The sequence below is a fragment of the Acidocella sp. genome (assembly GCF_036489515.1).
Taxonomy (GTDB): Bacteria; Pseudomonadota; Alphaproteobacteria; order Acetobacterales; family Acetobacteraceae; genus Acidocella.
On sequence record NZ_DASXFO010000022.1, the window covers coordinates 1 to 26732 of the forward strand.

The 26732-nt window shown below is 65.5% G+C and carries 26 protein-coding genes and 1 other RNA gene; 15 read left to right on the forward strand and 12 right to left on the reverse strand.

What is annotated here, in order from left to right; genetic code table 11:
* Positions 1–897 (reverse strand): S1 RNA-binding domain-containing protein (locus tag VGG47_RS03125; RefSeq protein WP_331535407.1); only part of this gene is annotated, 897 nt, incomplete at its 3' end.
* A 264-nt stretch (positions 898–1161) separates the two neighbouring features.
* Here VGG47_RS03125 and VGG47_RS03130 point away from each other — a divergent pair.
* The 4 genes from VGG47_RS03130 to VGG47_RS03145 all read left to right on the forward strand — a co-directional run bounded on the left by VGG47_RS03130 (position 1162) and on the right by VGG47_RS03145 (position 6483).
* Positions 1162–1995, forward strand: coding sequence for an outer membrane protein assembly factor BamD (locus VGG47_RS03130; RefSeq protein ID WP_331535408.1), 834 nt, complete (start codon positions 1162–1164; stop codon positions 1993–1995).
* A 6-nt stretch (positions 1996–2001) separates the two neighbouring features.
* Positions 2002–3681 carry a DNA repair protein RecN gene (recN, locus tag VGG47_RS03135; protein WP_331535409.1) on the forward strand — a complete coding sequence of 560 codons (1680 nt, stop codon included), beginning with the start codon at positions 2002–2004 and terminating at the stop codon, positions 3679–3681.
* 203 nt (positions 3682–3884) lie between these two features.
* Complete coding sequence (gene ligA / locus VGG47_RS03140) at positions 3885–5897, forward strand: NAD-dependent DNA ligase LigA (RefSeq protein WP_331535410.1); 2013 nt, start codon at positions 3885–3887, stop codon at positions 5895–5897.
* Positions 5898–6054: 157 nt separating this feature from the next.
* A complete protein-coding gene (locus VGG47_RS03145; protein ID WP_331535411.1) occupies positions 6055–6483 on the forward strand; it encodes a GNAT family N-acetyltransferase in 429 nt (142 codons plus the stop codon).
* Between the two features lie 114 nt (positions 6484–6597).
* Here the strand turns inward: VGG47_RS03145 and ssrS are convergent.
* From ssrS to VGG47_RS03160, 3 genes are all read right to left on the reverse strand, one after another.
* Positions 6598–6755: non-coding RNA, 6S RNA (ssrS, locus tag VGG47_RS03150), on the reverse strand.
* A 7-nt stretch (positions 6756–6762) separates the two neighbouring features.
* Entirely contained in the window at positions 6763–7077 is a 315-nt protein-coding gene (locus VGG47_RS03155) for a cell division protein ZapA (RefSeq protein ID WP_331535412.1), read from the reverse strand.
* 5 nt (positions 7078–7082) lie between these two features.
* On the reverse strand, positions 7083–7283 hold the full coding sequence (locus VGG47_RS03160; protein ID WP_331535413.1) for a hypothetical protein: 201 nt from the start codon (positions 7281–7283) through the stop codon (positions 7083–7085).
* A 47-nt stretch (positions 7284–7330) separates the two neighbouring features.
* On the opposite strand from VGG47_RS03160, the gene VGG47_RS03165 reads away from it, so the two are divergent.
* The 3 genes from VGG47_RS03165 to thiE all read left to right on the forward strand — a co-directional run bounded on the left by VGG47_RS03165 (position 7331) and on the right by thiE (position 9455).
* Complete coding sequence (locus tag VGG47_RS03165) at positions 7331–7708, forward strand: hypothetical protein (protein ID WP_331535414.1); 378 nt, start codon at positions 7331–7333, stop codon at positions 7706–7708.
* Positions 7709–7759: 51 nt separating this feature from the next.
* Positions 7760–8671 (forward strand): class I fructose-bisphosphate aldolase, encoded by a 912-nt coding sequence (locus VGG47_RS03170; protein ID WP_331535415.1) that lies wholly within the window; start codon positions 7760–7762, stop codon positions 8669–8671.
* A 139-nt stretch (positions 8672–8810) separates the two neighbouring features.
* Positions 8811–9455, forward strand: coding sequence for a thiamine phosphate synthase (gene thiE / locus VGG47_RS03175; protein WP_331535416.1), 645 nt, complete (start codon positions 8811–8813; stop codon positions 9453–9455).
* Positions 9456–9589: 134 nt separating this feature from the next.
* Here thiE and VGG47_RS03180 read toward each other — a convergent pair whose 3' ends face one another.
* Positions 9590–9883, reverse strand: a complete 294-nt coding sequence (locus tag VGG47_RS03180) for a hypothetical protein (protein ID WP_331535417.1) — start codon at positions 9881–9883, stop codon at positions 9590–9592.
* Between the two features lie 138 nt (positions 9884–10021).
* Positions 10022–10981 (reverse strand): EF-P lysine aminoacylase EpmA, encoded by a 960-nt coding sequence (gene epmA, locus VGG47_RS03185; RefSeq protein WP_331535418.1) that lies wholly within the window; start codon positions 10979–10981, stop codon positions 10022–10024.
* 26 nt (positions 10982–11007) lie between these two features.
* Between epmA and VGG47_RS03190 the strand changes: the two genes are divergently transcribed.
* The 7 genes from VGG47_RS03190 to VGG47_RS03220 all read left to right on the forward strand — a co-directional run bounded on the left by VGG47_RS03190 (position 11008) and on the right by VGG47_RS03220 (position 17287).
* On the forward strand, positions 11008–11976 hold the full coding sequence (locus VGG47_RS03190; protein WP_331535419.1) for a lysine-2,3-aminomutase-like protein: 969 nt from the start codon (positions 11008–11010) through the stop codon (positions 11974–11976).
* Positions 11977–12208: 232 nt separating this feature from the next.
* A complete protein-coding gene (gene efp / locus VGG47_RS03195) occupies positions 12209–12775 on the forward strand; it encodes an elongation factor P (RefSeq protein WP_331535420.1) in 567 nt (188 codons plus the stop codon).
* Between the two features lie 82 nt (positions 12776–12857).
* Positions 12858–13685 carry an inositol monophosphatase family protein gene (locus VGG47_RS03200; protein ID WP_331535421.1) on the forward strand — a complete coding sequence of 276 codons (828 nt, stop codon included), beginning with the start codon at positions 12858–12860 and terminating at the stop codon, positions 13683–13685.
* A 15-nt stretch (positions 13686–13700) separates the two neighbouring features.
* Complete coding sequence (locus VGG47_RS03205; RefSeq protein WP_331535422.1) at positions 13701–14297, forward strand: hypothetical protein; 597 nt, start codon at positions 13701–13703, stop codon at positions 14295–14297.
* On the forward strand, positions 14294–15436 hold the full coding sequence (locus VGG47_RS03210; RefSeq protein ID WP_331535423.1) for a flagellar motor protein MotA: 1143 nt from the start codon (positions 14294–14296) through the stop codon (positions 15434–15436). The genes VGG47_RS03205 and VGG47_RS03210 overlap by 4 nt, the downstream gene beginning before the upstream one ends.
* Positions 15433–16590, forward strand: coding sequence for a peptidoglycan-binding protein (locus tag VGG47_RS03215; protein ID WP_331535424.1), 1158 nt, complete (start codon positions 15433–15435; stop codon positions 16588–16590). Before VGG47_RS03210 ends, VGG47_RS03215 begins: the two co-directional genes overlap by 4 nt.
* A 148-nt stretch (positions 16591–16738) precedes the next feature.
* Complete coding sequence (locus VGG47_RS03220; protein WP_331535425.1) at positions 16739–17287, forward strand: 5-formyltetrahydrofolate cyclo-ligase; 549 nt, start codon at positions 16739–16741, stop codon at positions 17285–17287.
* Between the two features lie 129 nt (positions 17288–17416).
* Here VGG47_RS03220 and VGG47_RS03225 read toward each other — a convergent pair whose 3' ends face one another.
* The 4 genes from VGG47_RS03225 to VGG47_RS03240 form a co-directional block, all read right to left on the reverse strand.
* Entirely contained in the window at positions 17417–18817 is a 1401-nt protein-coding gene (locus VGG47_RS03225) for an amidase (protein ID WP_331535426.1), read from the reverse strand.
* Positions 18818–18961: 144 nt separating this feature from the next.
* Positions 18962–19786: a phosphodiesterase gene (locus VGG47_RS03230; RefSeq protein WP_331535427.1), complete on the reverse strand. Its 825-nt coding sequence runs from the start codon at positions 19784–19786 to the stop codon at positions 18962–18964.
* A 145-nt stretch (positions 19787–19931) separates the two neighbouring features.
* Complete coding sequence (locus VGG47_RS03235; protein WP_331535428.1) at positions 19932–21179, reverse strand: DEAD/DEAH box helicase; 1248 nt, start codon at positions 21177–21179, stop codon at positions 19932–19934.
* Between the two features lie 176 nt (positions 21180–21355).
* A complete protein-coding gene (locus tag VGG47_RS03240; RefSeq protein ID WP_331535429.1) occupies positions 21356–22786 on the reverse strand; it encodes a glycosyltransferase in 1431 nt (476 codons plus the stop codon).
* Positions 22787–22948: 162 nt separating this feature from the next.
* On the opposite strand from VGG47_RS03240, the gene VGG47_RS03245 reads away from it, so the two are divergent.
* A complete protein-coding gene (locus tag VGG47_RS03245; protein WP_331535430.1) occupies positions 22949–24238 on the forward strand; it encodes a hemolysin family protein in 1290 nt (429 codons plus the stop codon).
* A 136-nt stretch (positions 24239–24374) separates the two neighbouring features.
* On the opposite strand, the gene VGG47_RS03250 is transcribed toward VGG47_RS03245, so the two are convergent.
* Together VGG47_RS03250 and VGG47_RS03255 are read right to left on the reverse strand one after the other, a co-directional pair.
* The gene (locus VGG47_RS03250) at positions 24375–25742 is read right to left on the reverse strand and encodes an amidase family protein (protein WP_331535431.1); all 1368 of its coding nucleotides are present in this window, start codon (positions 25740–25742) and stop codon (positions 24375–24377) included.
* A complete protein-coding gene (locus tag VGG47_RS03255) occupies positions 25739–26722 on the reverse strand; it encodes a cysteine synthase A (protein ID WP_331535432.1) in 984 nt (327 codons plus the stop codon). Before VGG47_RS03255 ends, VGG47_RS03250 begins: the two co-directional genes overlap by 4 nt.
* Between the last annotated feature and the right edge of the window lie 10 nt (positions 26723–26732).

The window sequence follows — 26732 nt, forward strand, 5'->3', positions numbered from 1 at the left end:
GACGCGACCGGAGGCCTTGATGCCCGGCGGGTACTTGGCGTCCACGCCTTCCCACGGATCGGCCTCGAGCTGCTTCATGCCCAGCGAGATGCGCTGCGTGTCGGCATTGAAGCGGATGACCTGCACCTTGACCGGCTGGCCGATGACCAGGGCCTCGGCCGGGTGGTTGATACGCTTCCAGGCGATGTCGGTGACGTGCAGCAGGCCGTCGACGCCGCCGAGGTCCACGAACGCGCCGTAATCGGTGATGTTCTTCACCACGCCGTCGAGGATCTGGCCTTCCTTGAGGCCAAGGATCAGCTCGGAGCGCTGCTCAGCGCGGGTCTCTTCCAGCACTGCGCGGCGCGAGACGACGATGTTGCCACGGGCGCGGTCCATTTTCAGGATCTGGAACGGCTGCGACATGCCCATCAGCGGGCCGACATCGCGGACCGGACGAATATCGACCTGGCTGCCCGGCAGGAACGCGGTGGCGCCGCCGAGATCAACGGTGAACCCGCCCTTGACGCGGCCATGGATCACGCCGTTGACGCGGGTCTGCGCCTCGAATGCCTTCTCGAGCTGGGTCCAGCTCTCCTCGCGCCGCGCCTTTTCGCGCGACAGCACCATCGAGCCGTCTTTGTCTTCGTAACGCTCGATATAGAGGTCAAAAATATCGCCGATGGCGACTTCCGGCTTGGCGCCGACGGGGGCGAACTCGCGCAGCGGCACGCGCCCCTCGCTCTTCAGCCCAACGTCGACGATCACGAAATCGTCATCGATCCGGAGAACCTTTCCGGAGACAACGGAACCTTCGAACCCGGCATTGGCGCCGAGTGAGGAATCCAGGAGAGCGGCAAAATCATCGGCGCCCGAATAGGCGGGGGCATCGGAATGGCGGAGATTGGAAGAAGCCATGTGGCTGTATATGTCCTGGGGCGGGAGGCCCGTTTGGTATGCGCCACCCGAGTCGCGGGCAACGGCTAGAGCACCCCCAACAAGCCTGCGGGGATGTCCGGTGAAGTGAATGCCCGGTGTCTTAGTCTTCTGCCCCTGGAAGTCAAGCATTTGCGCGCGTTGCACGGCGCGCCGACGAAAAAACCGTGCGCCGGATGGCGGGCCGGTTGCGGCGCGCATGCGCCCGCTTCGCAGGCGCATTTTAGCTGCTATAAGCCTGTCGCAATGACAAAATTTTCCTCCGGCTTCGCCCGTTCGTCGATGCTCGCCCTGTTCATAGGGCTGGCTGGCTGCGCCTCCAGCGGCGGCGGCCACAACCCACACGCAGGTGCCGCTGCCGTCCTGCCGCCGGCTGACGTCCTCTACCAGCAAGGGGTCGAGCATATCCAGAAGGAGGAATACTCCCAGGCGGTCACCGCCTTCGACCAGGTCGAGGAAAACTACCCCTATTCCAGCTGGGCCACGCACGCCCAGCTGCTCGCCGGCTATGCCCAGTACAAGCAGCAGGATTACGACGACGCCCTGAGCTCGTTGAACCGCTACATCGCCCTGCACCCGGAAAACCAGGACGTCGCCTACGCCTACTACCTGAAGTCGCTCTGCTATTATGAGCAGATCGACGACGTGCAGCGTGACCAGACCACCACATACGAGGCGATCCAGGCGCTGACCGACGTCACCACCCGCTTCCCCAACAGCGCCTACGCCCGCGACGCACTCATCAAGCTGCGCCTGGCGCAGAACCGTCTAGCTGGGCATGACATGGTGATCGGCCGCTACTACGAGAAGCAGCATCTGTATGCCGCCGCGATCGGCCGCTACCAGGACGTGATCACCAGCTTCCAGACCACCACCTACACCCCGGAGGCGCTGGAACGTCTGGTCGAATGCTATCTCGATCTCGGCCTGACCGACTCCGCGCAGCGCACCGCCTCGGTGCTCGGCTACAACTATCCGGGCAGCAGCTGGTACCAGACCGCCTATGCCAAGCTGAGGGCGCATGGGCTGGTGCAGAAGACCGCCGCCACCACGTCGCACCAATCCCATGGGCTGTTCTAGCCTTCCATGCTGAACAGCCTCTCGATCCGCGACGTCGTGCTGATCGAGCGGCTGGACCTCTCTTTCGGCCCCGGACTGACGACGCTGACCGGCGAGACCGGTGCGGGAAAATCGATCCTGCTCGACAGCCTCGGCCTGGCTTTGGGCGCGCGCGCCGATGCCGGGCTGATCCGCTCCAGCGCCGAACAGGCGGTGGTGGCCGCGGCCTTTTCCGTCGCCTCGATGCACCCCGCGCTAGGCCTTCTTAGAGAGCACGGGCTCGCCTCCGGACCGGATATTTTCCTCCGCCGCATCGTCAACCGTGACGGCCGCTCCCGCGCTTTGGTCAACGACCAGCCTGTCAGCGTGTCGTTCCTGCGCACGCTCAGCGCCCTGCTCATCGAGGTGCAGGGCCAGCACGAGCAAGTCGGCCTCGCCGATCCCACCAACCACATGGCCCTGCTGGACGCCTTCGGCGTGCCCGCCGAGACCCGCGCCGCCACCGCCGCCGCACACAAAACCTGGCGCGACGTGGCCGCACGCTTAAAAGCCGCCGAGCAGAAGATCGAGGACGCCGCGCGCGAAGAAGATTTTCTGCGCCACGCGGTGGACGAACTCTCCCGGCTGAACCCGCGCCCCGACGAGGAAGAGACGCTGGCGAGCGAGCGGCAGCGCCTGCAATCGGGCGAGCGGCGGGCCGAGGCGATCGCCGCCGCCCTCGCCGAACTCACGCCCAAGGATCGCCGCGCCTCCGGCCCCGCCGCGCACCTCCGCGCCGCCGCCCGGGCGCTGGCCAAGCTCGCCACGCCGGGCGAGGAAACCCACCCCGCCGCCGACGCGATGGCGGCGATCGAGCGCGCCGAAGAAGCCCTCGCCGAGGCCGACGACCTGCTGCACCGCCTCGCCGCCGAGGCCGAGGATGACCCGCGCGCGCTGGAGGCGACCGAGGAACGGCTGTTCGCGCTCCGCGCCGCCGCCCGCAAACACGGCGTGCCGGTCTCCGAGCTGCCCTCCTTCCTCGCCGAATTGCGCAACCGGCTGGCCGCGTTGGAGAGCGGCGCTGCCGACATCGCCACCCTCACCCGCGAGGCCGCCGCCCGCCGCGCCGCCTATGTCGAGGCCGCCGCCGCACTCTCAACCCTGCGAGAGCAGGCCGGTGCGGCGCTGATGCAGGCGCTGGCGACGGAACTGCCGCCGCTCAAACTGGAACGCGCCCGCTTCTTCGTCGAACGCACCATGCTCCCGGAACCCAACTGGGGGCCGCGCGGTGCCGACGGCATCAAATTCCTCATCGCCACCAATCCCGGCGAGCCGCCCGGCGCGCTCGACCGGATCGCCTCGGGCGGCGAGCTCTCGCGGCTCATGCTCGGGCTCAAAGTGGTCTTAAGCGGCGGCGCCGCGGTCGAGACGCTGATCTTCGACGAGGTCGATTCCGGCATCGGCGGCGCTACCGCCGCCGCGGTCGGCGAACGCCTCGCCCGGGTGGCAGAAGCCGTGCAGGTGCTGGTCGTCACCCACTCCCCGCAGGTCGCCGCACGCGGCCAGGCGCAACTCCGCGTCGCCAAGCGCGTCACCGGCGAGCGCGCAGTGACCGCCGTGGAGACCCTGAACGCCGCCGAGCGCCGCGAGGAAATCGCCCGCATGCTGGCCGGCGAAACCATCACCGACGCCGCCCGCGACGCTGCCTCCAGCCTGCTGGCGGTATAAAGGAAAGCAGCCGCTTTTAAAAAAAGCGGCGCAAAATTTTTATTATGCTGGGCCATGGGCGTTGTCGGGGACAACGCCCATGGCCCAGCATAATAAAGTTTTTTTGCTTCTTTTTGTTCACAAAAAGTAGCCTTCCCTGCGCTTTTTTAACCTTGTTGGCCTGTGCGATTGAACATCACCACCGCAGCCTGATATCTGGTCCCATGACTACAAAGACCCGTCTCGACGCGCTGCTGGCGCGCATCAAAGCCGCCGACGCTGCCTATCACACCCAAGACGCCCCGCTGATGACGGATGCGGAGTATGACGCGCTGCGTCGCGAGGCCGAGGCGCTGCTCACCGCCCACCCCGAACTGGCCGCGGCGGCTTTGGCCCTCGCCAGGGTCGGCGCCAAGCCATCCGCCGGCTTCAAAAAAGTCCTGCACGCGGTGCCGATGCTCTCGCTCGACAACGTGTTCGCGGCGGAAGAGTTCGCCGAATTCTGCGCCCGCATCCGCCGCTTCCTCGGCCTGGACGAAGCGCCGCTGGAGTTCGTCGCCGAGCCGAAGATTGACGGGCTGTCGATCTCGATGACCTATGAGGACCAGAAATTCGTCCGCGCTGCCACGCGCGGCGACGGCACCGAGGGCGAGGACGTCACGCAAAACCTGCTGACGCTGCAAAACCTGCCCCGTGCCCTGCCCGCCTCCGCCCCTTCGCGCATCGAAATCCGCGGCGAGGTGTACATGACCAAGGCGGATTTCCTGGCGCTGAACGACTCCCAGGAGCGCAAATTCGCCAACCCGCGCAACGCCGCCGCCGGCTCGCTGCGCCAGCTCGACCCATCGATCACCGCCAAGCGCAAACTTTCGCTCTTCGCCTACGCCCAGGGCGAGACCGCCACCCCCGTCGCCAAAACCCATTGGGAGTACCTGCAGACGCTCGAAACCTGGGGGTTCGAGGTGAACCCGCTCTCGCAAAAAATCGCCGAGAGCGGCGCAGAAGCGTTTCAAGCGCAGATCGGCCTGGAGCGCGCCACCCTGCCCTACGACATCGACGGCGTGGTCTATAAAATCAACGACCTCGCGCTGCAGACGCGGCTTGGCTTCGTCGGCCGCGCGCCGCGCTGGGCCACCGCCTGGAAATTCCCCGCCGAGCGCGCCAGCACAGTGCTTGAGGCGATCGAAATTCAGGTCGGCCGCACCGGCGCCCTCACCCCGCGCGCCCGCCTGGCCCCGGTCAATGTCGGCGGCGTGCTGGTGCAATACGCCACGCTGCACAACGAGGACGAGATCGCCCGCAAGGATGTGCGCATCGGCGACACGGTGGAGCTGCAGCGCGCCGGCGACGTAATCCCGCAGATCCTTAGGCTGCTGCAGCGCGGCGCGGATACCGTGCCCTTCGTCTTCCCCACCCATTGCCCGGCCTGCGGCAGCCTCGCCGTGCGTGACACCGACGAGGCCGTGCGCCGCTGCACCGGCGGCCTCATCTGCCCGGCCCAGGTAACCGAACGGCTGATCCACTTTTGCTCACGCGGCGCCTTCGACATCGACGGCATGGGCGAAAAGACCATCTTGGAGTTTTTCGCCGACGGGCTGCTCAAATCCGCCCCGGATATTTTTCGCCTGCCCGAGCATGAAGCCGAAATCGCGAAGCGCGAAGGCTGGGGGCCGGTGTCGGCGGCCAAACTCTCGGCCGCGATCGAGGCCAAACGAACCATTTCCCTGCCGCGCTTCATTTTCGCGCTCGGCATCCGCCGGGTCGGCGAGAACAACGCGAAACTGCTGGCCCGGCATTACGGCTCCTACGCCAACTGGCGGGCGAGCATGGCGGCGGCCACGCTGATCGGCTCCGACGAGCGGCTGGAGCTTGGCTCCATCTCCGGCATCGGCCCGGCCATCGCCACCGACCTCGCCGCCTTCTTCATGGAAGCGCACAATCTCGACACGCTGGCCGAGCTCGAATCCTTTCTCACCATCGAGGATGCGGTGAATGCCACCGCCGCCGATTCGGAGTTTTCGGGCAAAACCATCGTCTTCACCGGCACGCTCAGCATGGCCCGCCCCGAGGCCAAGGCGCGCGCCGAATCCCTCGGCGCCAAGGTCACCGAGTCGGTGTCGAAAAAAACCGATTTCGTGGTGGTCGGCGCGGATGCCGGATCGAAGGAGAAAAAGGCCCGCGAACTGGGGTTGAGAATTCTCAGCGAAGATGAATTCCGCGCGCTCGCAGGGTTATAGGCAAAAGGAAGGCTACTTTTTGTGAACAAAAAGTAGCAAAAAAACTTTGCTACTTTGGGCCATGGGCGTTGTCAGCGCCAACGCCCATGGCCCAGCATCACCAAAAGTTTTTGCGCCGCTTTTTTCAAAAAGCGGCTTCTTTCTTTAAAACGCCCCCATGAATATTTCCCTGCGTGCGGTCACCCCGGACGACCACGAGCTGATTTATCAGCTCACCGAAATCACGTTGCGCCCCCTGATCGAGGCCGAAGCAGGCACATGGGATGAAGCCGCGCAGCGCGCCGAAGTCAGCGCACGCCTCGACCCCGCGACCCATCACATCATCCAGATCAACGGCGAGGATGGAGGCCTCCTGATCCTGGAAGAGGCTGACGACCGTCTCCATCTGAAAGCGCTGCTGATGCACCCCGAGATTCAGGGCCTGGGCATCGCGAAATCAATGCTGCTCCAGATCCAGGCCGAAGCCCTGGCGCGCAACCAACAGATCCGCCTGACCGCGATCAAAAACAGCCCGGCTTTCGCCTGGTACCAGCGCCAAGGCTATGTCCTGACTGAAATGTCCGGACCCTACGTGGTCATGGCCTAAGGATGGCTTTTTGTTATGCTGGCGTTGTCAGCGACAACACCCATAGCCCAGCATAACAAAAGTTTTTGCGCCGCTTTTTTCAAAAAGCGGCCGCTTTCCCTTACGAGAATTGTGTGTGGAGCCACCCTGGCCGTTGGCGTTTACATCCTCCCAAGGCCTGCTTGTGCAGGTGGGCGCCAGTTACCCGGGCCAATGGACCGGGCAGAGCCAGCTCCCGAGGGAGATGCTTACGGCCCTGGGGATGATTTGCCTGACGAACCGGGCAGCTCCAAATCTTGTTTAGGCGTCCGTGAGGTCGGCTGCAATCTCTTCCGCGCGCGCGGCGACGCGGCGCAGCTTTGCGCGCCGCTCACTGTCGTTGGGCGCCGGCACCGCTTTTGCTTTCTCGCCGCTGCGCAGGTCGTGCAACTCGTCAGCCAGCAGCAGCGATGCCAGCATCAGCAGCCGCGCCTCGCCGGACTGGCCGCCGATCGACTTGATGCTGGTGATGCGCTGCTCGATCTCGGCCGCCATCTGTTCCAGATGCGGCTCCTGCCCATCCTCGCAGCCGACCGTGTAAGCATAGCCATTGATCCGGATCGTCACTTGCGCCATGGCGTCTACTCCGTAACGTGATCATCCGGCTTGGCCGGTTCCAGCCCCGCGCGCAGCCGCGTAATCAGCATGTCCAGCGAATGGGCCAGCGCGTCCCGGTCGATCTCCCGCCCGCCCGGCTTCGGGGTCTGAACGGCGCCGGCGATCCGACGCAGTGCGACCTCGATGCGGTCCAGGATGTCGTCTTCGGATTCAGACTCGGGCATAGCGTCTATTGAAGCCGACACAGCGTTGGCAGGTCAAGTTAGAGAACATGACAGAGATCTCACCTTCCGTAATTATTTATGATCTGCACCAGGCGCGGCACGTCCTTGGGCTGCAACGCCCCGTCACCCTGCTCTCCGCCCCGGGCGCTGCGTCCCAGGCCGGTTGCCTGTGGTGGAAGCTGCTGATCGATGCTGCCGGCGCCTCAGAAATCAGCTTTTTGGACTGCGATGACGCCGCCGGCCGCGCTTTGGAGGCCTTGCGGCTCGGCCTGCACGGGATCATCCTCCGCCCCCAGCCCAGCTTCACGACGGTGGCCGAAATCGCCGCCGCGCAGGGTGCGATTGTGCTATATCAAGCCCCGCCGGCGCTCGATCTGGCGGCGCCCGGCGCGTTTTACCGCCTGCGGGCTTGGCTCGACGGATGACACGCGCACAGCCTTGGGTTACACCGATCTTGGTTCTCACAGAGAGGTGACATGCACATCACGGAGCAGGTTAAAAAGATTCTGTCGCATTATGAAAGCGACAATCCCGGCACCAAAACCAACCTCGCGCGGATCCTGATGGCGGGCAAGCTGGGCGGCACCGGCAAGCTGGTGATTCTCCCCGTCGACCAAGGGTTCGAACATGGTCCGGCCCGCTCTTTCGCGCCCAACCCCGCCGCCTACGACCCGCATTACCATTTCCAGCTCGCCGTCGATGCCGGCCTCTCCGCCTATGCCGCCCCGCTCGGCATGATCGAGGCCGGCGCCGACAGCTTCGCCGGCGCGATCCCCACCATCCTCAAGGTCAACTCCGCCAATTCACTCGCCACCGAGAAGAACCAGGCCCTCACCGGCTCGGTGAATGACGCGTTGCGCCTCGGCTGCTCGGCGATCGGCTTTACCATCTATCCGGGCAGCGAATTCGCCTTCGACATGATGGAGGAAATCCGCGAAATGGCCGAGGAGGCCAAATCCGCGGGCCTGGCCGTCGTCATCTGGTCCTATCCGCGCGGCCCCAACCTCGACAAAGCCGGCGAGACCGCCTTCGACATCTGCGCCTATGCCGCGCATATGGCAGCACTGCTCGGCGCCCACATCATCAAGGTGAAGCCGCCGACCGCGGTGATCTCGCTGGAAGCTGCGAAAAAGAGCTACGCCAACATCGACGGCTCGACTATGGCCAAGCGCGTGCAGCACGTCGTGCAGTCCTGCTTCGGCGGCCGCCGCATCGTCGTGTTCTCCGGCGGTGAAGCCAAGGGCCTGGACGGGCTGTACGAGGAAGTGCGTGGCTTGCGCGACGGTGGCGCCAACGGCTCCATCATCGGCCGCAACACCTTCCAGCGCCCACGCGAGGAGGCCCTCGCCATGCTCGAAAAAATCATCTCGATTTATCAAGGCAAGTAAGAAAGTAAGTGGAGGGGCTCTGCCCCTCTACCCCGCCGGGGCCGTGAGCCCTCCGAGGCCATTCCATCGGCGCTACGCACCGATGGAACCTTGGGCCTCTCCGCCCCGGACCCCTTAACTTTAAAATACGGATACTCTGGTGGCTCAGGCGAATTGCAGGCTTTATCTTATCACGCCGCCGATCCTGCCGGATAAGTTCGAGGACCAGCTGGCCGCAGCGCTCGATGCCGGCGATGTCGCCGCCGTGCAACTGCGGCTCAAAGACGTGCCCGACAACGTGCTGCAGAAAACCATCGACCGGCTGCGCCCCGTCGTGCAGAGCCGCGATGTGTCGTTCCTGCTCAACGACCGCCCCGATCTCGCGGTCAAACTCGGCTGCGACGGCGCCCATGTCGGCCAGACCGACACGCCGGCCACCCAGGCGCGCAAAATCCTCGGCGACCTGACCATGGGCGTGACCTGCCACAACTCCCGGCACCTGGCGATGGAAGCCGGCGAGGCCGGCGTCGACTATGTCGCCTTCGGCGCGTTCTTCCCCACCGCCACCAAGGAACCGCCGGAAATGGCGGACATCGAAACACTGCGCCTCTGGGCCGAGGTGATGGAAATTCCCTGCGTCGCCATCGGCGGCATCACCGCGACGAACTGCGCGCCGCTCGTCCATGCCGGCGCGGAATTCCTGGCCGTGGTCGGCGCGGTCTGGAGCCACCCCGACGGCCCCGCATCAGGCGTGCAGGCAATGCTGCGCGCCATCCGCCAGGCGGAAGAGAGCAAAGGAAAGTAAGACTACTTTTTGTGAACAAAAAGTAGCAAAAAAACTTTGTTAACCTGGGCCATAGGCGTTGTCGCCGACACAGCCCATGGCCCAGCATAACAAAAATTTTTGCGCCGCTTTTTTAAAAAGCGGCCGCTTTCTTCTTAGTTACAGTCGTTACCGCGCAAGGTGAAACTGGACACTTTGCCCTCCTTCAGCACGAAGGTCGTCTCGCAGGAATAGGTGATCACCTGAGAGGCCAGGCCGCCCCCATAATACGCCGGATAGAACCCGCCATAGAATGGGCCGCCATACGGCCCATACCAGCCGCCGGGGGTGATCTCCTGGTGCCACTGCTCATAGGCGACATACTGCACGCCGTTCACGGTGATCTGCTTATCCGGCACGCCGAAATGCTGCACCAGGGTCGGCATATCGGCGCCGATATAGGCCGCCATGCGGCTGCTTAGGCTGGGACCAGTGGCGCATCCGGCCAAAGCCAGCAAAGACAGAAAAACAAAAAGGTTGCGACGCATGGAACGCCTCGTGAAACGGCCAGAAAAACTAACAGAGATATAGACAGCCCGCCGAAAAGTTCAGCCCTGCAACCACATCACATCACTGATCCGTGATGCGCCGCAGGCCAGCATCGCCAGGCGGTCGAAACCGAGCGCGATGCCGGCGCAGGGCGGTAACCTGTCAACGGCCGCCAGGAACGCCTCATCCAGCGCCCAGTCTTCCCCTCCATATAGCGCATGCCGGCGGGCCCGATCTTCAAGGAAGCGTGCCCGCTGCTCCGCCGCATCGGTCAGCTCCACGAAAGCATTGGCCAGTTCCATGCCGCCGCAGAAAAGCTCGAACCGTTCCGCGACGCGCGGGTCCGCCGGATCGCGCCGCGCCAGCGCCGCCTGCGAGGCCGGCCAGTGCGTGAGGAAACAAGGGCGTTCGCGCCCCAGCTCCGGCTCCACCCGCTCCAGCAGGAGCCGAAAAAACAGATCCTCCCAGCCCTCGCTTTCGCGCAGTTTTGCGCCCGCGGCCGCGGCGAGCGCCGGGGCATCCCCCTCGGTCGCCAGCACATCCGCGCCCACGTAGCGAAAAAACGCTTCCGCCACGGTGATGCGCTCGAAGTCTTGCAAGGAGATGGTCCGGCCATTGCGGACCAAAACCGGCGGCAGCACGGCGCGCAGCAACGCCTCGGTCTCGTCCATCAGCGCGGTGAGGTCGGGGCGCAGATTATACCATTCCAACATGGTAAACTCCGGCGCGTGCGAAAAACTGCGCGGCTCGTCCCGCCACACCCGCGCCAACTGGAAAATCGGCCCGCAACCGCCCGCCAGCAGTTTTTTCATGGCAAATTCCGGGCTGGTGTTGAGGTATTTGTCACCCGCCGGCACCGCGCGCAGATGCACCTCCTCGCCCGGCGCCACTACGGCATAAGGGGTCTCCACCTCCATATAGCCGCGCGCCGCGAAGAATGACCGCACCGCCTGGGTCAGCAACATGCGCCGCCGCAGCATCGGCATCCGGTCGGCCAGGGTTTCCCAGGGTTGAGACATGTACGCTCCCATTCTACACGATCCTCATGCCAGACGGTTTATCGTCCCCCACCCGCACCTTGCGCCGCGTTGAAGACCTGATCTCGGCGGGTCTGGCAAGCGCGGACGCTCGCCCGGCGCTGGAAGCGGTGGCTCAGCGCTACGCCATCGCCGTGCCGCCCGCCTTGCAGGCCCTGATCGCCACACCAGACGACCCGATTTTCCGCCAGTTCATCCCCGACCCGGCGGAGCTGATCACCGCCCCCCATGAGTCCGGCGACCCGATCGCCGACGAGGCGCTTTCCCCCATCCCCGGCATCGTGCACCGCTATCCCGACCGCGCGCTGCTGAAACCGCTACTGGCCTGCCCGGTCTATTGCCGCTTCTGCTTCCGCCGCGAACAGGTCGGGCCGGATGGCGGCGTGCTCAGCGATGCCGCACTTGAAGCCGCCTACGCCTATCTGGAGGCTCAACCCGGCATCCGCGAGGTGATCCTCACCGGCGGCGACCCCCTCATTCTCTCGCCCCGGCGCCTCGGCGCGATCCTGCGCCGGCTGGGGTCGATCCCGCATCTTGAAGTGCTGCGCATCCACACCCGCGCCCCGGTCGCCGATCCGGCGCTCGTCACCACGGCACTGGCCGAGGCGCTGGACATCGACACCCCGCTCTTTCTGTGCCTGCACGCCAACCATGCGCGCGAGCTGACCCCGGCGGTGGGCGCAAGCTTACGCCTGTTGCAGCGGCGCGGCATTCCCATCCTGGGCCAGACCGTGCTGCTCGCCGGGGTGAATGACAGCGAGACCGCCCTCGGCGATCTGTTCCGCGCCATGCTGCGGATGCGCATCAAACCTTATTACCTACACCAGCTGGACGCCGCCCCCGGCACCGCGCGCTTCCATGTGCCGCCCGAGCGCGGCCGGGAAATCCTTACCAACCTGCGCGGCCATATCAGCGGCACCGCGCTGCCGACCTATATTTTCGACCGCCCCGGCGGCCTCGGCAAAATCCCGCTTTAGGGAAGCAAAAGGGAAGCACTACTTTTTGTGAACAAAAAGTAGCAAAAAAAACTTTATTAATCTGGGTCATGGGCGGTGTCGCTGACATCGCCTCAGGCCCGAAGGAGCAAAAAACCGCTTTTTTCAAAAAGCGGCTGCTTTCCTTTACATGACACTGCGGTGACTTGCCGAACGAGCGGCAGCATCGTAAGCCCCGGCTTCGAACCGCAGTCCCATTTCCAGGCAGAGATTTATGAAGCAGCAGGCAAACCTCATCCGCGCCGGTCAGGTCATCGAACACGAAGGCAACCGCTGGACCGTGCTCAAGCAACAGATCATCACGCCCGGCAAAGGCGGCGCCTTCATCCAGGTGGAAATGCGCAACCTCAAGACCGGCAACAAAACCAACGAGCGTTGGCGCACCGCCGACACCGTGGAGCGGCTGAGCACCGAGGATAAGGACTACACCTATTCGTACACCGACGGTGACAACCTGGTGCTGATGGACACCGAGACCTTCGAGCAGTTCATGGTTCCGGTCGCCATCCTGGGCGATTCCGCCCCGTTCCTGCAGGACAACATGGCGGTCTCAGTCGGGCTGGTCGAAGGCGACCCGGTCTCCATGACGCTGCCGCCGCATGTGACGCTGGAAATCGTCGAGGCGGACCCGGTGGTAAAGGGGCAGACCGCCTCTTCCTCCTACAAGCCGGCGAAACTCTCCAACGGCGTGAAGACGCTGGTGCCGCCCTTCATCGAGGCCGGCGAGCGTGTGGTCGTCCGCACCGAGGACGGCAGTTACGTGGAACGCGCCAAAAACTGATCTTCTGCTCCCCCCCGGCCGGGAGTGCTCGGCCTGGGCACGGGCCTTGCCCGTCCGCCTTGATTTTTAGGAATCTTTTTCCATGATGCCACGCCTCTCCGCGCATATGACGGTGATGCATGCCGCCGCCCAAAAGGCTGCGAAGCGTCTGCTGCGCGATTTCAACGAGGTCGAGAACCTGCAGGTGAGCATGAAGGGCCCGGGCGACTTCGTCAGCCAGGCCGATCTGCGCGCCGAGCAGACGCTGCGCGAGGAGCTGGAAAAAGCCCGCCCCGGCTACGCCTTCCTGATGGAGGAGAGCGGCGCCTCCGGCAGCGACAAATGGGCCTGGCGCTGGGTCGTCGACCCGCTCGACGGCACCACCAACTTCCTGCACGGCATGCCGCACTGGGCGATCTCCATCGGCCTGGAACGCCGGCTGCCGGATGGCGGCTCGGAAATCGTCGCCGGCGTGGTCTATTCTCCGGTGAACAACGAGCTGTTCTGGGCGGAAAAAGGTGTCGGCGCCTATGTCAACGACAAGCGCCTGCGGGTCTCCGCGCGGCGCGAGATGCACACCGCGGTATTCGCCACCGGCATTCCCTTCGCCAAGGCCTCGGGCGCCAACCGCCTCTCCTTCGCCCGCACGCTGAGCACGCTGATGCCCCAGGTCGCCGGCATCCGCCGCTTCGGCTCGGCCGCTCTGGACCTCGCCTGGGTCGCCGCCGGCCGCTATGAGGGCTATTGGGAGACCGGCATCCATCCCTGGGACATCACCGCCGGCATGCTGATCGTGCGCGAGGCCGGCGGCTACGCCACCGATGCCGAGGGCAAGGATAACCTGGCGAACACGGTGGTGGCGGCCAATCCACACCTGCATCCGCGGTTGCTCGAGATCGTGCAGGATGGTCTTTCGGCCTCTAGAGGTTAACGCTATGGTTCCGGGGTGAAATTCTTTTTGCTCCTGATCCTGGCGGCGTCATTCTTGCCGGGCGCGGCAATCGCGCAGGTCAGCGTGAATTCTGATGCGCTCGCGCAGTTGGACGGTGTTTCGGCCGCGCGCCCCACCGCCCCCGAGGCCGCGCCGAGCGTCCGCCACACCCCTGAAGTGCGGCATAGGCGCCACGTCGTGACCGAAGCGAAAAAACCGCCTGTCGTGATCGTGCCGGTGGTCGCCCGTGCGGCGCCAGCCGCCCCCAAACCGCCCGTGCCGCCCGTGCCGCCCGTGCCGCGCATCGTGCCCCCACCCGTGCCCGTCAACATCGCCTTTGCCGCCGACAGCGCCACGTTGCCGGCGGGCGCCCAGCCCCGTCTCGCGCCGTTTTGCAAGGTCTCCGGCCCGATCGTCATCAACGCGCGGGCGCCAGCCGACCCGGAAGACAACTCGCACAGCATGCGCCTGTCTTTGGCCCGGGCTCTGGCGGTCCGCGCCGTGCTTAGCGCCTGCGGGGTCGCGTCGCAGAACATCTTCCCCCGGGCGCTCGGCGCCGCCCCCCGTGGCGCCACTGACAACACGCAAATCCAAGCGGGGCTGAACCCATGACCAAGCCGACCAGTTACCTGATCCGCATGATCCTGTTCTGCCTCGTCGTGTACGGGGGTGTTGCAGTGATCTCGCCCCAGCTCGCCCGCTTCTTCATGGCCAATCCGGTGATCAACAGCGTCATCGTGCTGGTGGAGGCTTTCGGCGTGTTCTGGAACCTGCGCCAGGTGCAGCGGCTGTCCCCTGAAGTGGCGTGGGTCGAGGAATTCCGCCGCGCGCGCCAGAAACTCGAACAGGCCCCGCCGCCGGTGCTGCTGGCGCCGATGGCCCGCATGCTGCACGGCCGCGCCGACGGCGAGCGGCGCTTCACTTTGTCCGGCCAGGCCATGCGCACCATCCTCGACGGCATCTCCAGCCGCCTGGACGAGAACCGCGAGCTCTCCCGCTACGTCACCGGCGTGATGATCTTCCTGGGCCTGCTCGGCACCTTCTGGGGCCTGCTGCACACGGTCAGCTCGGTGGCGGCGGTGATCAACGGCATGACCCTGTCCGGCGGCGACGTGAACGCGATGTTCGCGCAGCTGAAATCGGGCCTGGCGAAACCGCTGGACGGCATGGGCACCGCCTTCTCGGCCTCGATGTTCGGCCTCTCCGGCGCGCTGATCCTGGGCTTTCTCGACCTCACCGCCGGCCAGGCGATGAACCGCTTCTTCAACGAGCTGGAAGAATGGCTGGCGGGGCTCACCCGCCTCTCCACCGGTGCGATCGGCCATGACGGCGAAACGGCGATGCCGGTCTACGTGCAGGCGCTGCTGGAGCAGACCGCCGAGAACATGGATTCGCTGCAGCGCGTGCTGACGCGCGGCGAGGAAGGCCGCGCCCAGGGCAATGCCGCCTTGATCGCGTTGAACGAGCGCATGAGCACACTGGCCGACACGCTGCGCACCAACCAGCAGCTGATGGTCAAGCTGGCCGAGGCGCAGGTGGCGCTGGGCCCGACCCTCTCCCGCCTCGGCGAGCGCCAGGGCGGCCAGGATGACGTGGCCCGCGCGCATCTGCGCAACATCGAGCTGCTGCTGACACGCCTCCTCACCGAGAGCGAACAGGGCCGCAACGCGGGCCTCTCCGAGCTGCGCAGCGACCTGAAAATTCTCACCCGCACCGTCGCCGCGGTGGCACGGGACGAAACCCGCGCATGAGAGGACGCCGCAACGGCAACGGTCTGGAGGCCTGGCCGGGCTATGTGGACGCGCTGTCCACACTGCTCATGGTCACGATTTTCGTGCTGCTGGTGTTCGTACTGGCCGAGGCGTTCCTCTCCTCGGCCCTGACCGGCAGCGACAACACCATCACCCGGCTACAGCAGCAGATCGCGGCCCTGTCGCAGAGCCTGTCACTGGAAACCAGCAAGGACACCACCCTGGCGCAGGAGATGGCGGCGCTGAACGCCCAGCTCGCCGCCGCGCAAACGGCGAATACCGGGCTGACGCAGCAGCTCGCCACCGCGAACAGCACCATCACCGCGCTGAACGCCAAGGAAACCGGGCTCGAATCCCAGCTATCCGACGCGCAGGCCCAGGCGAGTTCCGCGACCAACCGGATCACCGCCTTGCAGGAGCAGATGGCCACCCTGGCGCAGCAGGAAAGCCAGGCCGGCCCCAGCCTGCAGCAGCAATTGACCACCACGCAAGGCAAGCTCGCGGAGTCGCAAAAGCTCACGCAACAGCAGCAGGACCAGATCGCGCTGCTGAACCAGCAGATCGCGGCCATGCGCCTGCAGCTCGCGGTGCTGAACCAGGCGCTGGACGCCGCCCGCACGCTCGATGCCAAGGAGAATGTGCAGATCGCCGATCTCGGCCAGCAGCTGAACGAGGCACTGGCGCGCAAGGTGGAGGAGCTGCAGCAATATCAAAGCGCCTTTTTCCACGCGATGCGCGACGCCCTGGCGAACGAGCCCAACATCAAGATCGTCGGCGACCGCTTCGTGTTCGAGAGCGACGTGCTGTTCTCCGTGGACCGGGCGACGATCACCCCGGCCGGCCAGAAGGAGATCGCCCAGGTGGCAAGCGCCATACAGGAGATTTCCAAAAAAATCCCGCCGAACGTGAATTGGGTCCTCAGCGTCGACGGCTATGCCGACTCCCAGGCGATCACCGGCGGGCCGTATCACTCGAACTTCGACCTCTCCTCGGCACGCGCTCTGGCGGTGCTGGACCTGCTGGTGAAGGACGGCGTGCCGCAGGAACGCCTCGCCGCCACGGCGATGGGCTCCAACAACCCACTCGCCACCGGCACCACCCCGGCCGATTACGCGCAGAACCGCCGGATCGAGTTCCGGCTGACGACGCCGTGAAGCATGAGCGGAAGGAAGAGAGACTTCTTTTTGTGAACAAAAAGAAGCAAAAAAACTTTTTTAATCTGGGCCGTGCTGGTTTCGGCGCCACGGGCCCATTGGAGCAAAAGTTTTTGCGCCGCTTGGCTCGAAAAGCGGCTTCTTTCTGATGGACACCAACGCGGCCAAGGCAGCACTGCGGGCGTTGGCGATCGCACGGCGCGCCGAGTGCGACCCGGCCACGTCTGGCGCGCGCCTCGCCAAACATGTGCTGCGCGACCTGCCGCCGCCACCGGATGCGATCGTCTCCGGCTTCTGGCCGATGGCGCATGAGATCGATATTCTGGTCCTTCTGGAAGCACTGGCGGCACGCGGGCAGAAACTCTGTCTGCCGGAAACACCGAAACGCGGCCTGCCGCTGATCTTTCGCGCTTGGCGCCCCGGCGATGCGCTGGTGGAAGGCCGGTTCGGCACGATGCATCCCGAAGGTGAGATCGTGCGCCCCGATTTTCTGCTGGTGCCGCTGCTGGCATACGACGCCAGCGGCAACCGCCTCGGCTATGGCGGCGGCTATTACGACCGCAGCCTGGCAGCCCTGCCCCACGCCTTCCGCCTGGGCTGTGCTTTCTCCGCGCAGTTGTTCGAGCATGTGCCCACGGAACCCACCGACCTGCACCTGCACGCCATAGCCACGGAACTGGGCATCACAAGGTTTTAAAAAAGCGGCGCAAAAACTTCTACTATGCCGGGCCATGGGCTGTGTCACCGACAACGCCCATGGCCCAAATTAACAAAGTTTTTTGCTACTTTTTGTTCACAAAAAGTAGGCCTTGCCTAACCTTATCGGTCAGAACCCCGCCGGCACGCGCTCGTGCCAATCGGTCACGGACTGATACGCCCAGCCGATGCGGAGCGCCGTATCCTCGTCATAGCCGCGGCACACGATCTGCAGCGAGGTTGGCAGCCCCGCGGCGGAGATGCCGGTCGGTACGGCAAGGCCGCAAAGGTCCAGAATGTTCACGAAACGGGTGAAATGCGAGGGCATGACCGACTGATCGACGTCTTCGACCGGGATCGCCGTCATCGCCGTCGTCGGCGTCAGGACCGCGTCGAATTCGGCAAAGGCGGCAGCGAATTCCGCCTTCAGCACGTCGCGCGCCCGCAGCGCGTTGAAGTAGTCGGCGGCGGAGATTTTCGCGCCGGCCAGAATGCGGGCGCGCACGCTCTCGTCGATCGGCAATGTCTCGTCCAGCGCCAGATCACCGACCAGCCCAAACGCTTCCGTCTGCATGATCTGGCTGGTCAGCAACGTGTAGTCGCCGAATTTCTTCGGCAGCGCGATGGTGCTGACCTGCGCGCCGGCCCGTGCCAGCGTCTCTAACGCCTGGTCGTAGGCGGCGAGGATGTCCGGCGCCACGCCGGCGCGCTCGCTCTCAGGGATCCGCGCCAGGCGCAGGCCGCGCACGCCGCGCTTCAGCGCCGCCAGCGGCGCCGCAGCGGGCTGACCGATGGTCAGTTTATCCAACGGGTCCTCGCCCTGCAGCAGCTGATAGAGCAGCGCCGCGTCCTCGACCGAACGGGCGATCGGGCCCGGCGTGTCGAGCGTCGGGGTCAGCGGCAGCACGCCATGGCAACTGATGCGGCCGATCGTCGTCTTCAGCCCGGTCACGCCGCAGAAGGAGGCGGGCAAACGCACCGAGCCACCGGTGTCCGTGCCGATCGCCCAGGGCACCAGGCGCGCCGCCACAGCCACGCCCGAGCCGCTGCTGGAGCCGCCGGGCACGCGATGCGTGCGCATGTCCCACGGGTTGCGCGGCGTGCCCATGTGCTGATTGGTGCCCCAGCCGCCGAAGGCGAATTCCACCGTATGGGTCTTGCCGATGACGATCATGCCGGCGGCGATCAGCTTGCGCGCCAGCGTGGCGGTGCGGGTCGCCCGCCGCGCCGCCCAGACTTTCGAGCCGCCGGTCGCGATCCGGCCTTCCATCTCGACCAGGTCTTTCAGCGCGATCGGCATGCCGTGGAACGGCCCGATCGCATGGCCGGAGCGGATCGCCTTGTCCGCCGCTTCCGCCGCCAGCCGCGCCTCATCGAGATAGGTCTCGACGAAGGCATGGAGCTGCGGCTCCTGCGCGTTGACCTTGGCGATCACCGCGTCGATCACCTCGACGGGTGAGACGCGCCGCGCGGCGATGTCGGCGGCCAGAACATGCGCCGGTAAGTGGGTCAGATCATGGACGGTGGACATTGAAAAAAACCTCCAGCAAGCGAAGGGGAAGACTTCTTTTTGTGAACAAAAAGAAGCAAAAAAACTTTGTTAATCTGGATCATGGGCTTTATCAGCGTCAACGCCCATGGCCCAGCACAACAAAAATTTTTGCGCCGCTTTTTTCTAACTAACAGCGCGGCCGGGATAATCCTCGCCCAGCAGGATCGGGAACGGGCCTGGGAACGGCTCGACGAACGCGCTCTGCGTCACGAAGCCCTGCTCCGGTGTCCAGGAATGCAGTAAAAATGCCGAAGGTTCGAGATTGAAGCCCATCTCGATGTCGGCGTCATGGGTAAGCATGAACTGGTAGGCGATCGAGGGCGCGACGAAGCCGATGGCCTGGGCGACATTGCCGACGATCATGCGGTGATGATGGCCGCTGATGATACGGGTGACCTGCTTGTGGCGCGCGATCAGGGCACGGAATTCCGCGTGATTGCGCAGATTGATGTCGTCGAACTGCTTGACCCCGGTCAGGAATGGTGGGTGGTGCAGCGCGATCATGGTCTCGCGCTCCGGCTCAGCGGCCAAGGTCCGCTCCAGCCAGGCGAGGCGCGCGGGGCAGAGCTCGCCATGCGTCTCGCCGGCGACGACGCTGTCCAGCAGCACCAGGCGGACCGGAAAATCTTCGACGCTGTATTGGATAAAGTCTTCGCTATGGCGCAGCCCCGGCAATTGCGCCAGCATTTCCTCCCGGCGATCGTGATTGCCGGGGATGAGAAAGACCGGCAGCGGGGCGAGGCGTGCAAGGATGCCGTTCAGCCGCTGATATTCTTCCGCGAAGCCGCAATCGGCAAGGTCGCCGGTGATGATGACGGCATCGGCACGCACGGCGAGCTGGGCGATGGTCTCGCAGGCGCGCTGCGCCAGTGCATGGCTATCGACGACGCCATAAGCCTTCATGCCCTCGGGGCACAGATGCAGATCGCTGAGATGGAGGATGTTCATGGGCCTGTCCCGGGTTGCGACGAGGCGCAACCTAAACGATCAGTCCGGCGGGCAACAGGGCGCGTAGCGCAGAAAACTTATGGGGTCTGGGGCCTTTCGGCCCCAGCGAGGTCGAGGGGCAGAGCCCCTCGCCTTACCTGCCAGATTAAGCCGCGCGGGAGGCGCGCTTGTCCTGGTATTGCGGGCGCTTGGGCTTGGGCTTGCGCACGATCATGTCCGGGTGACGCTGCGGCTTCTTGGCCGGCTGGGCGTGGGCCGGGCGGGTGCCGCTGGCGACGTCCATTTTCACGCCGGTCAGCTTCTCGATCGAGTTGAGATAGGGCAGCTCGGTCGGGTCGCAGAAGGCCACGGCGACGCCGCTCGCACCGTTACGGGCGGTACGACCGATGCGGTGCACGTAGCTCTCCGGCTCGTTCGGCAGCTCGTAGTTGATGACGTGCGAGACGCCGGTCACGTCGATGCCGCGGGCGGCGAGGTCGGTGGCCACCAGCACGCGCACGGCGCCGGACTTGAAGGAGTCCAGCGCGCGCTGGCGGGCGTTCTGGCCGAGATTGCCGTGCATCGCCGCGGCGGAGATCTTTTCCGCGTTGAGCTGCAGAGCGACCCGGTCGGCGCCGCGCTTGGTGCGGGTGAAAACGATGGCGCGGGTCATTTCCGGCTCGCGCAGCAGGCTGGTGAGCAGCGATTTCTTGCCCGAGGCGTCGACGAAATGCACCGACTGGTCGATGCGCGTGGGGGTGGAGGCCACGGCCTCGATGGTGACGCGCACCGGGTCGCGCAGCAGGCCTTCGGCCAGATGCGTGATCTCCTTCGGCATGGTGGCGGAGAACAGAGCCGACTGGCGGCGGCTCGGCAGGGCCGCGACCACCTTGCGGATGTCCGGCATGAAGCCGAGGTCGAGCATGCGGTCGGCCTCGTCCAGCACGAAGAACTGGCACTGGTCGATCAGCAGGTTACGGGTGCTCATCAGGTCGCAGATGCGGCCCGGCGTGCCGACCACGATGTCAGCGCCGCGCGACATGCGGTTGACCTGGCCGGAACGGCCGACGCCGCCGACGATCAGCACGGTGTTGAGCGCGAGGCCGGTGCCGAATTTCTTGAACTCCTGCTCGATCTGCACCGCGAGTTCGCGGGTCGGCGAGAGGATCAGCGCGCGCGTGGCGAAGCGGCGCGGGCGCAGCGGGTTGGCAGCCATCTGCTGCAGGATCGGCAGCGCGAAGGCGGCGGTCTTGCCGGTGCCGGTCTGGGCGATGCCGAGCACGTCGCGGCCAGCCAGGCCGGCCGGAATGGCGCCTGCCTGAATCGGGGTGGGGATGTTGAAGCCGCTGTTGGTCAGCGCCTGCAGGATGGGGGCCGCAAAGCCAAGGGCTTCGAAAGTGAGTTGATCAGTCATAAACAAACGTCTCCGGCGCTTAGGAACAGAGTTCGAAAGCGGTCTTGTCCGGTATCCACGCGCGATTTTGGAATGGACGGGATAGGAAATGCCCGAGAGGCGTCCCCGCCCCTATCAGCAAATCGACCGCCAAGGCCGGGGGATCCCCGGTCGCGCATTCGCGGTCAACGTGGGCCTTATGCCCGGCTTGACCGTCGCGCCGCAAGGAAAAGATGCGCGACTCTGCCCTGCGCGGCGAAATTTTTTTCTTTCCCCGCGCGATCGCCGCCGGAGCGCCGGTCCGGCGGCCGGACCGACGCCTTCGCCGGCGCCGGTTTGGGCCGGCGGGACGGCCTGGCGAGGAGGGAAACGCCGACCGCGGCGAGGTAGGGCAGCGACTGGGCGAACAGCACCGCGCAGCCGAGTTTCGTCGCCGGCGTCGCCCCGTGATGGAAGAGGCCCACCCAAAGCAGCGCGCCCCAGATGAGAAGCAGCGGCCAAAATTCCTGGCGCGCCACCGCCTGCCCCCGCACCGGAGCCGGGGGACGGTTGGTAAGCAGCCCTCGCCACACCGCCTTGGCGGTGCTGTGCGAAAGCGCCAGCCCCGCCACCGCGGCGCCGATCCGGCCCCTCAGCCCACCCCTGCCAGAGAGCGCAAACATCTGCGCGACCTTGAAGGCCAGCAGACCGATCGAAGGCAGCACGAACAGCGCGATCGGAAAGGCGAAGCCTGCCTCGCCCAGGATCAAGCCGGCCGACCAGGCGAGGCCCATGGCCAGACATACCAGGCCCAGCGCATCGCCAATCCAGGGCAGCCAGCCGGCAACGAGCTGCCAGCGCTGGCGGGGCGTGAGCTCCGGGTTGAAGGGGTTGAACAAGGCGTCGGCATTGGCGCGCAGGATGCGCATGGCGCCATAGGCCCCGCGCTCGCGCCGCGCGCGGAAGGCGGCGAAATCATCCGGCATCGCGTTTTTGCCAAAACTCTTTTCGGCACGCCCCGCCTCATACCCGGCGCGCAACAGACGCAGGCTCAGCTCGGCTTCCGCGGCGCTGCACCATTCCGCCCAGCCTTCCGCGTCGAGCAGCGCCTGCTTGCGGACCAGCGTGAACCCGGCACGTTCGCCGAACATCAGCCGCTGAAAGAGGCTGCCGTCATGATCATCCTGCCGCGACTGGGCGAGCCCCAGTTTCGGTTCGGCGAAAGCCGGCGCCATCGCGCGCAGCCAATCCGGCGCGACGATGTCGCCGCTGTCGATCACGCCGATGAGCTCCGCGTCCGGCGCGGTTTCACCCAGTGCGAAATTCAACGCGCCAGCTTTGAAGCCTTGGTGCCGGCCCAGCGTGAAAAAGCGGAATTTGGGGCCCAGCCGCGCGCAGTGCTCGGCCACCGGCTCCCAGAGTTGCGGGTCCGTGGTGTTGCTGTCGATCACCAGCACTTCGAAGCGGTCGTAATCAAGGGCGGCGAGCGCATCGAGCGTGGCGCGCACAATCTCCGGCGGCGCGTTGCAGATCGGCAGATGAATGGACACTTTCGGCCATGCCGCGCCCCAGGAGCCGGCTCCGCCTGGGCGCGCCTTGCGGACGGAAACAGGCGCCGGATGGCGCAGGGGGGACAACTGATACGTCATGACATGGGCCCAAAACCGACGGGACAAACCCCGCCTGTTACAGTTTATGACGGATCAGTGCGGCGACGGATGGGCATGATTAAGGCCCAAACAAGGCAAACCTCTGATTTTTAAAGGGAGATTCGCCCTGTTTTTTACAACGAAACGGGTTAGGAGAAATATATGCACCTTGTTTTGCTTCTGCTGCTCCTCCTCGCCCTGATTCTCATCAACGGCGCCTTTTCCCTGGCGGAACTGGCGCTGGTCTCGGCGCGGCGGGCGATGCTGATGCTGATGGAGCGGCAAGGCCTGCGGGGCGCGGCCAAGGCCCGGGCGCTGGCGGATAATCCGCAGAGTTTTCTCCCCGCCTCGCAATTCGGCATCACTTTGGTCGGCATCATGACCGGCGTGCTCGGCGGGCGGCAGCTGGCGGTGTATCTTGCCACGCCGCTCAGCCATGTCGCAGCCCTCGCCCCCTATGCCGACCCGCTGGCGCTGGTCATCACCGTGGTCGCGATCACCTTCCTGACCCTGGTGTTCGGGGAGCTGGTGCCCAAGCAGCTCGCGCTGCGCCATCCGGAGCGTGTGGCGGCGGCGGTGGCCGAACCGCTCTCCATCGTCGCGACCATCGCCGCCCCGGCGGTCTGGCTGCTCGGCCAGGCCACGCGCCTCACCCTCACCGCCTTCGGCCCGGCGGCGGACGACCGAAGGGCAATGAGCGAGGAGGAGCTGAAAGCGATGCTGGTCGAAGGGGCGGAAACCGGCGTGCTGGAGACCGAGGAGCGCGACATGATCGAGCGCGTGCTGCGCCTGGCCGACAAGCCGGTGCGCGCGATCATGACCCCGCGCACGGAAATCGCCTGGATCGACCGCACCGCGCCGCGCCCGACCATCATCGCCGCCTTGCGCGCGGCGCCGCATTCGCGCTTCGTGGTCTGCGACGGCGCCATCGACAACGTCACCGGCATCGTCCAGGCCAAGGACATTCTCGACCGCGTGCTGGACGGCAAGGATTTCTCGCTGGCCGCCGCCTTGCGCCAGCCGATGGCCATTCCCGATTCCGTCTCAGCTCTGGAAGCCCTGGAGCGGCTCAAAGCCGATCCGCTCGGCATCGCCATCGTGCTCGACGAATATGGCAGTTTCGAGGGCATGGTGACGGCCTCAGACGTGCTGGAGGCGATCGTCGGCGACGCCGAGGATGTCGGGCCGAAAGAGGGCGTGCCGGAACAGCCCAATGACACGTTCGAGCTGGACGGGCTGACGCCGGTCGACGAGATCAAGGCGCGGATGCACTTGCCGGACCTGCCCAACGAGGGCAGCTATCACACGCTGGGCGGGCTGATCCTCGCGCTGCTGCAGCGCCCGCCACGCAAGGGCGACGCGATCGTCTTTGGCGGCTGGAAGTTCGAAGTGCTGCTCATGGACGGCAGGCGAGTCGAGCGCGTGCGCGTGGCGCGGGATCAGTCAGAATAAAGGAAGCAGCCGCTTTTAGAAAAAGCGGCGCAAAAATTTTTGCTCCGCTGGGCCATGGGCGTTGGCGGCGACAAAGCCCATGGCCCAGCATAACAAAGTTTTTTTGCTACTTTTTGTTCACAAAAAGTAGTCTTCCTTAACTTCCCTGTGCTTTTTCCAGCGCCCGGGCAACGCGCAGCACCGTGTCATCACGATAGAGCGGCGCCGCGATCTGCACCGCCAGCGGCATGCCGGCTTCGTTCACGCCCATCGGCAGCGACAGTGCCGGTTGCCTTGTCAGGTTGAACAGGACCGTCCAGGGCGCCCAGTCCTGCCAAATCGCCGCCACCGGGTCGGACGCCGGCGCGTCGGCCAGAGGTGCCGCATGCGGCACGCAGGGGCACAGCCATGCATCTACCTTTTGCGCCGCCATGGCGTGGGCGGCCTGCACCCTCAGGGCCTCGGCTTCCAGAAAATCCTGGGCGCTGACATGTTTATACCGTGCCGCCACTTCCAGAAGTCCGGGGTCCATCAGTTTGTGGTCCGGCTCCGGCAGGCCTGCCACCACGCGGGCCAGCCCCGCCCCCCAGAGCTTGGTGAAAATTTCCGAGCTATCCGGCAGCGCGATGTCCAGCTCCTCCACCAGCGCGCCCTGCCCGGCCAGAAGATCGCGCGCCGTTTGCAGGGCCAGAAGCCCATCCGCATCGACTTGGGCGGCAAAGCCCGGCCGGCGCAGAATCCCGATGCGCAAGCCCGCCACGCCGTCCTCGATGCCGGCGAGGAAATCACGCGGCGGCTCGGGCAACGAGAACGGGTCGCGCGGATCGAACCCGGCGAGTGCGGAGAGCAGCAAGGCCGCGTCGCGCACGGTGCGGGCGATCGGTCCCGCCACGGAAACGGGCCCGAACGCACCCAACGGCCATTGCGGCACCCGGCCGAAACTCGGCTTCAGCCCGACCACGCCGCACCAGGCGGCGGGAATGCGAATGGACCCGCCAGCATCGGTGCCGACATGCAGCGGCCCGAAACCCGCCGCCGCAGCCGCCCCGGCCCCGGCGGAGGAGCCCCCCGGCGTGTGCGCCTGGTTCCACGGATTGCGGGTGATGCCGGTGGCAGGCGAGTCACCCGGGGTCTTCCAGCCATATTCGGTGGTGGTCGTCTTCCCGATGATCACCGCCCCGGCACGGCGCAAGGCCGCCACCAGAGGCGCGTCCTCGCGCGCCGGTTCGGCCGGCGTGGTCTTGCTGCCGCGCCGCGTCGGCAAGCCGGCGACATCGATCAGGTCTTTCACCGTCACCGGCACGCCGTCCAACGGGCCGCAGGGTTTTTGCGCCGCCCAGCGCGCCGCGCTTTCCCGCGCCGCCGCCAAGGCGCCCGGATTCATCACCGCGAAAGCGTTGATCCCGGCATTCTGCCTGGCGATACGCTCGGTCACCGCCTGCAGCGCGTGCAGCGGCGTGAAGGCACCGCTGGCATAGCCCGCCAGCAGTTCCTCGGCGTCCAGAAGTGCTGGATTATCGCTCACAGCCAGCCCGGCACGGGCAGGTTCTTGGCGCGCAGGAATTCCGGGTTGAACAATTTGCTCTGATAGCGTGCGCCGCCATCGCAGAGCATCGTCACCACCGTATGCCCAGGCCCGAGATCGCGCGCGACAGAAATCGCCGCCGCGACATTGATGCCGCTGGAGCCACCGACCGAGAGCCCCTCATGGATCAGCAGATCAAAAATCTGCTCCAGCGCCTCGGCGTCCGAAATGCGCACGGCATCGTCGATAACCACACCCTCGAGGTTGGCGGTGACGCGCCCCTGGCCGATGCCCTCGGTGATGGAGCTGCCGCTGACCGTCAGATCATTATTCTTCACCCAGCCATAGAGCCCGCTGCCCTCCGGATCGGCCAGCACGATTTTGGCGTCCCGGTTCTGCCCCTTCAGCGCCAGGCTGACCCCTGCCAGCGTGCCGCCGCTGCCGCAGGAGCAGGTGAAGGCGTCCACCCTGCCCGCGGTCTGCGCCCAGATCTCCGCACCGGTGGTGAGGCGATGCCCCTCGCGGTTAGCCAGGTTGTCGAACTGGTTGGCCCAGAACGCGCCGGTCTCCTCGGCAATGCGCCGCGACACATGCACGTAATTGCCCGGGTCCTTGTAAGGCTTCGCCGGCACCAGTCGCAGATCCGCGCCGATCATGCGAAGAAAGGAAATCTTCTCCTCGCTCTGCGTCTCCGGCATGACAATGATGCACTTATACCCCAGCGCGTTCGCCACCAGCGTCAGCCCGATGCCGGTATTGCCCGCCGTACCCTCGACGATGGTGCCGCCCGGCCGCAGCGTGCCATCCCGCTCGCCGGCACGGATCATCGCCAACGCCGCCCGGTCCTTCACCGAGCCGCCCGGATTCATGAATTCCGCCTTACCCAAAATCTCGCATCCCGTGGCCGCGGAAGCCCTCTTCAGCCGGATCAGGGGCGTGTTCCCGATCGCCCCTACCAACCCATCCAACCCTGTTTCCATGGCCTCTCGT

Bases quoted from the DNA above. Each gene is read 5' to 3' on its own strand.
- VGG47_RS03130 (WP_331535408.1), top strand. From the start codon at position 1,162: ATGACAAAATTTTCCTCCGGCTTCGCCCGTTCGTCGATGCTCGCCCTG.
- recN (WP_331535409.1), top strand. From the start codon at position 2,002: ATGCTGAACAGCCTCTCGATCCGCGACGTCGTGCTGATCGAGCGGCTG.
- ligA (WP_331535410.1), top strand. From the start codon at position 3,885: ATGACTACAAAGACCCGTCTCGACGCGCTGCTGGCGCGCATCAAAGCC.
- VGG47_RS03145 (WP_331535411.1), top strand. From the start codon at position 6,055: ATGAATATTTCCCTGCGTGCGGTCACCCCGGACGACCACGAGCTGATT.
- VGG47_RS03155 (WP_331535412.1), bottom strand. From the start codon at position 7,077: ATGGCGCAAGTGACGATCCGGATCAATGGCTATGCTTACACGGTCGGC.
- VGG47_RS03160 (WP_331535413.1), bottom strand. From the start codon at position 7,283: ATGCCCGAGTCTGAATCCGAAGACGACATCCTGGACCGCATCGAGGTC.
- VGG47_RS03165 (WP_331535414.1), top strand. From the start codon at position 7,331: ATGACAGAGATCTCACCTTCCGTAATTATTTATGATCTGCACCAGGCG.
- VGG47_RS03170 (WP_331535415.1), top strand. From the start codon at position 7,760: ATGCACATCACGGAGCAGGTTAAAAAGATTCTGTCGCATTATGAAAGC.
- VGG47_RS03180 (WP_331535417.1), bottom strand. From the start codon at position 9,883: ATGGCGGCCTATATCGGCGCCGATATGCCGACCCTGGTGCAGCATTTC.
- epmA (WP_331535418.1), bottom strand. From the start codon at position 10,981: ATGTCTCAACCCTGGGAAACCCTGGCCGACCGGATGCCGATGCTGCGG.
- VGG47_RS03190 (WP_331535419.1), top strand. From the start codon at position 11,008: ATGCCAGACGGTTTATCGTCCCCCACCCGCACCTTGCGCCGCGTTGAA.
- efp (WP_331535420.1), top strand. From the start codon at position 12,209: ATGAAGCAGCAGGCAAACCTCATCCGCGCCGGTCAGGTCATCGAACAC.
- VGG47_RS03200 (WP_331535421.1), top strand. From the start codon at position 12,858: ATGATGCCACGCCTCTCCGCGCATATGACGGTGATGCATGCCGCCGCC.
- VGG47_RS03210 (WP_331535423.1), top strand. From the start codon at position 14,294: ATGACCAAGCCGACCAGTTACCTGATCCGCATGATCCTGTTCTGCCTC.
- VGG47_RS03215 (WP_331535424.1), top strand. From the start codon at position 15,433: ATGAGAGGACGCCGCAACGGCAACGGTCTGGAGGCCTGGCCGGGCTAT.
- VGG47_RS03220 (WP_331535425.1), top strand. From the start codon at position 16,739: ATGGACACCAACGCGGCCAAGGCAGCACTGCGGGCGTTGGCGATCGCA.
- VGG47_RS03225 (WP_331535426.1), bottom strand. From the start codon at position 18,817: ATGTCCACCGTCCATGATCTGACCCACTTACCGGCGCATGTTCTGGCC.
- VGG47_RS03230 (WP_331535427.1), bottom strand. From the start codon at position 19,786: ATGAACATCCTCCATCTCAGCGATCTGCATCTGTGCCCCGAGGGCATG.
- VGG47_RS03235 (WP_331535428.1), bottom strand. From the start codon at position 21,179: ATGACTGATCAACTCACTTTCGAAGCCCTTGGCTTTGCGGCCCCCATC.
- VGG47_RS03240 (WP_331535429.1), bottom strand. From the start codon at position 22,786: ATGACGTATCAGTTGTCCCCCCTGCGCCATCCGGCGCCTGTTTCCGTC.
- VGG47_RS03245 (WP_331535430.1), top strand. From the start codon at position 22,949: ATGCACCTTGTTTTGCTTCTGCTGCTCCTCCTCGCCCTGATTCTCATC.
- VGG47_RS03255 (WP_331535432.1), bottom strand. From the start codon at position 26,722: ATGGAAACAGGGTTGGATGGGTTGGTAGGGGCGATCGGGAACACGCCC.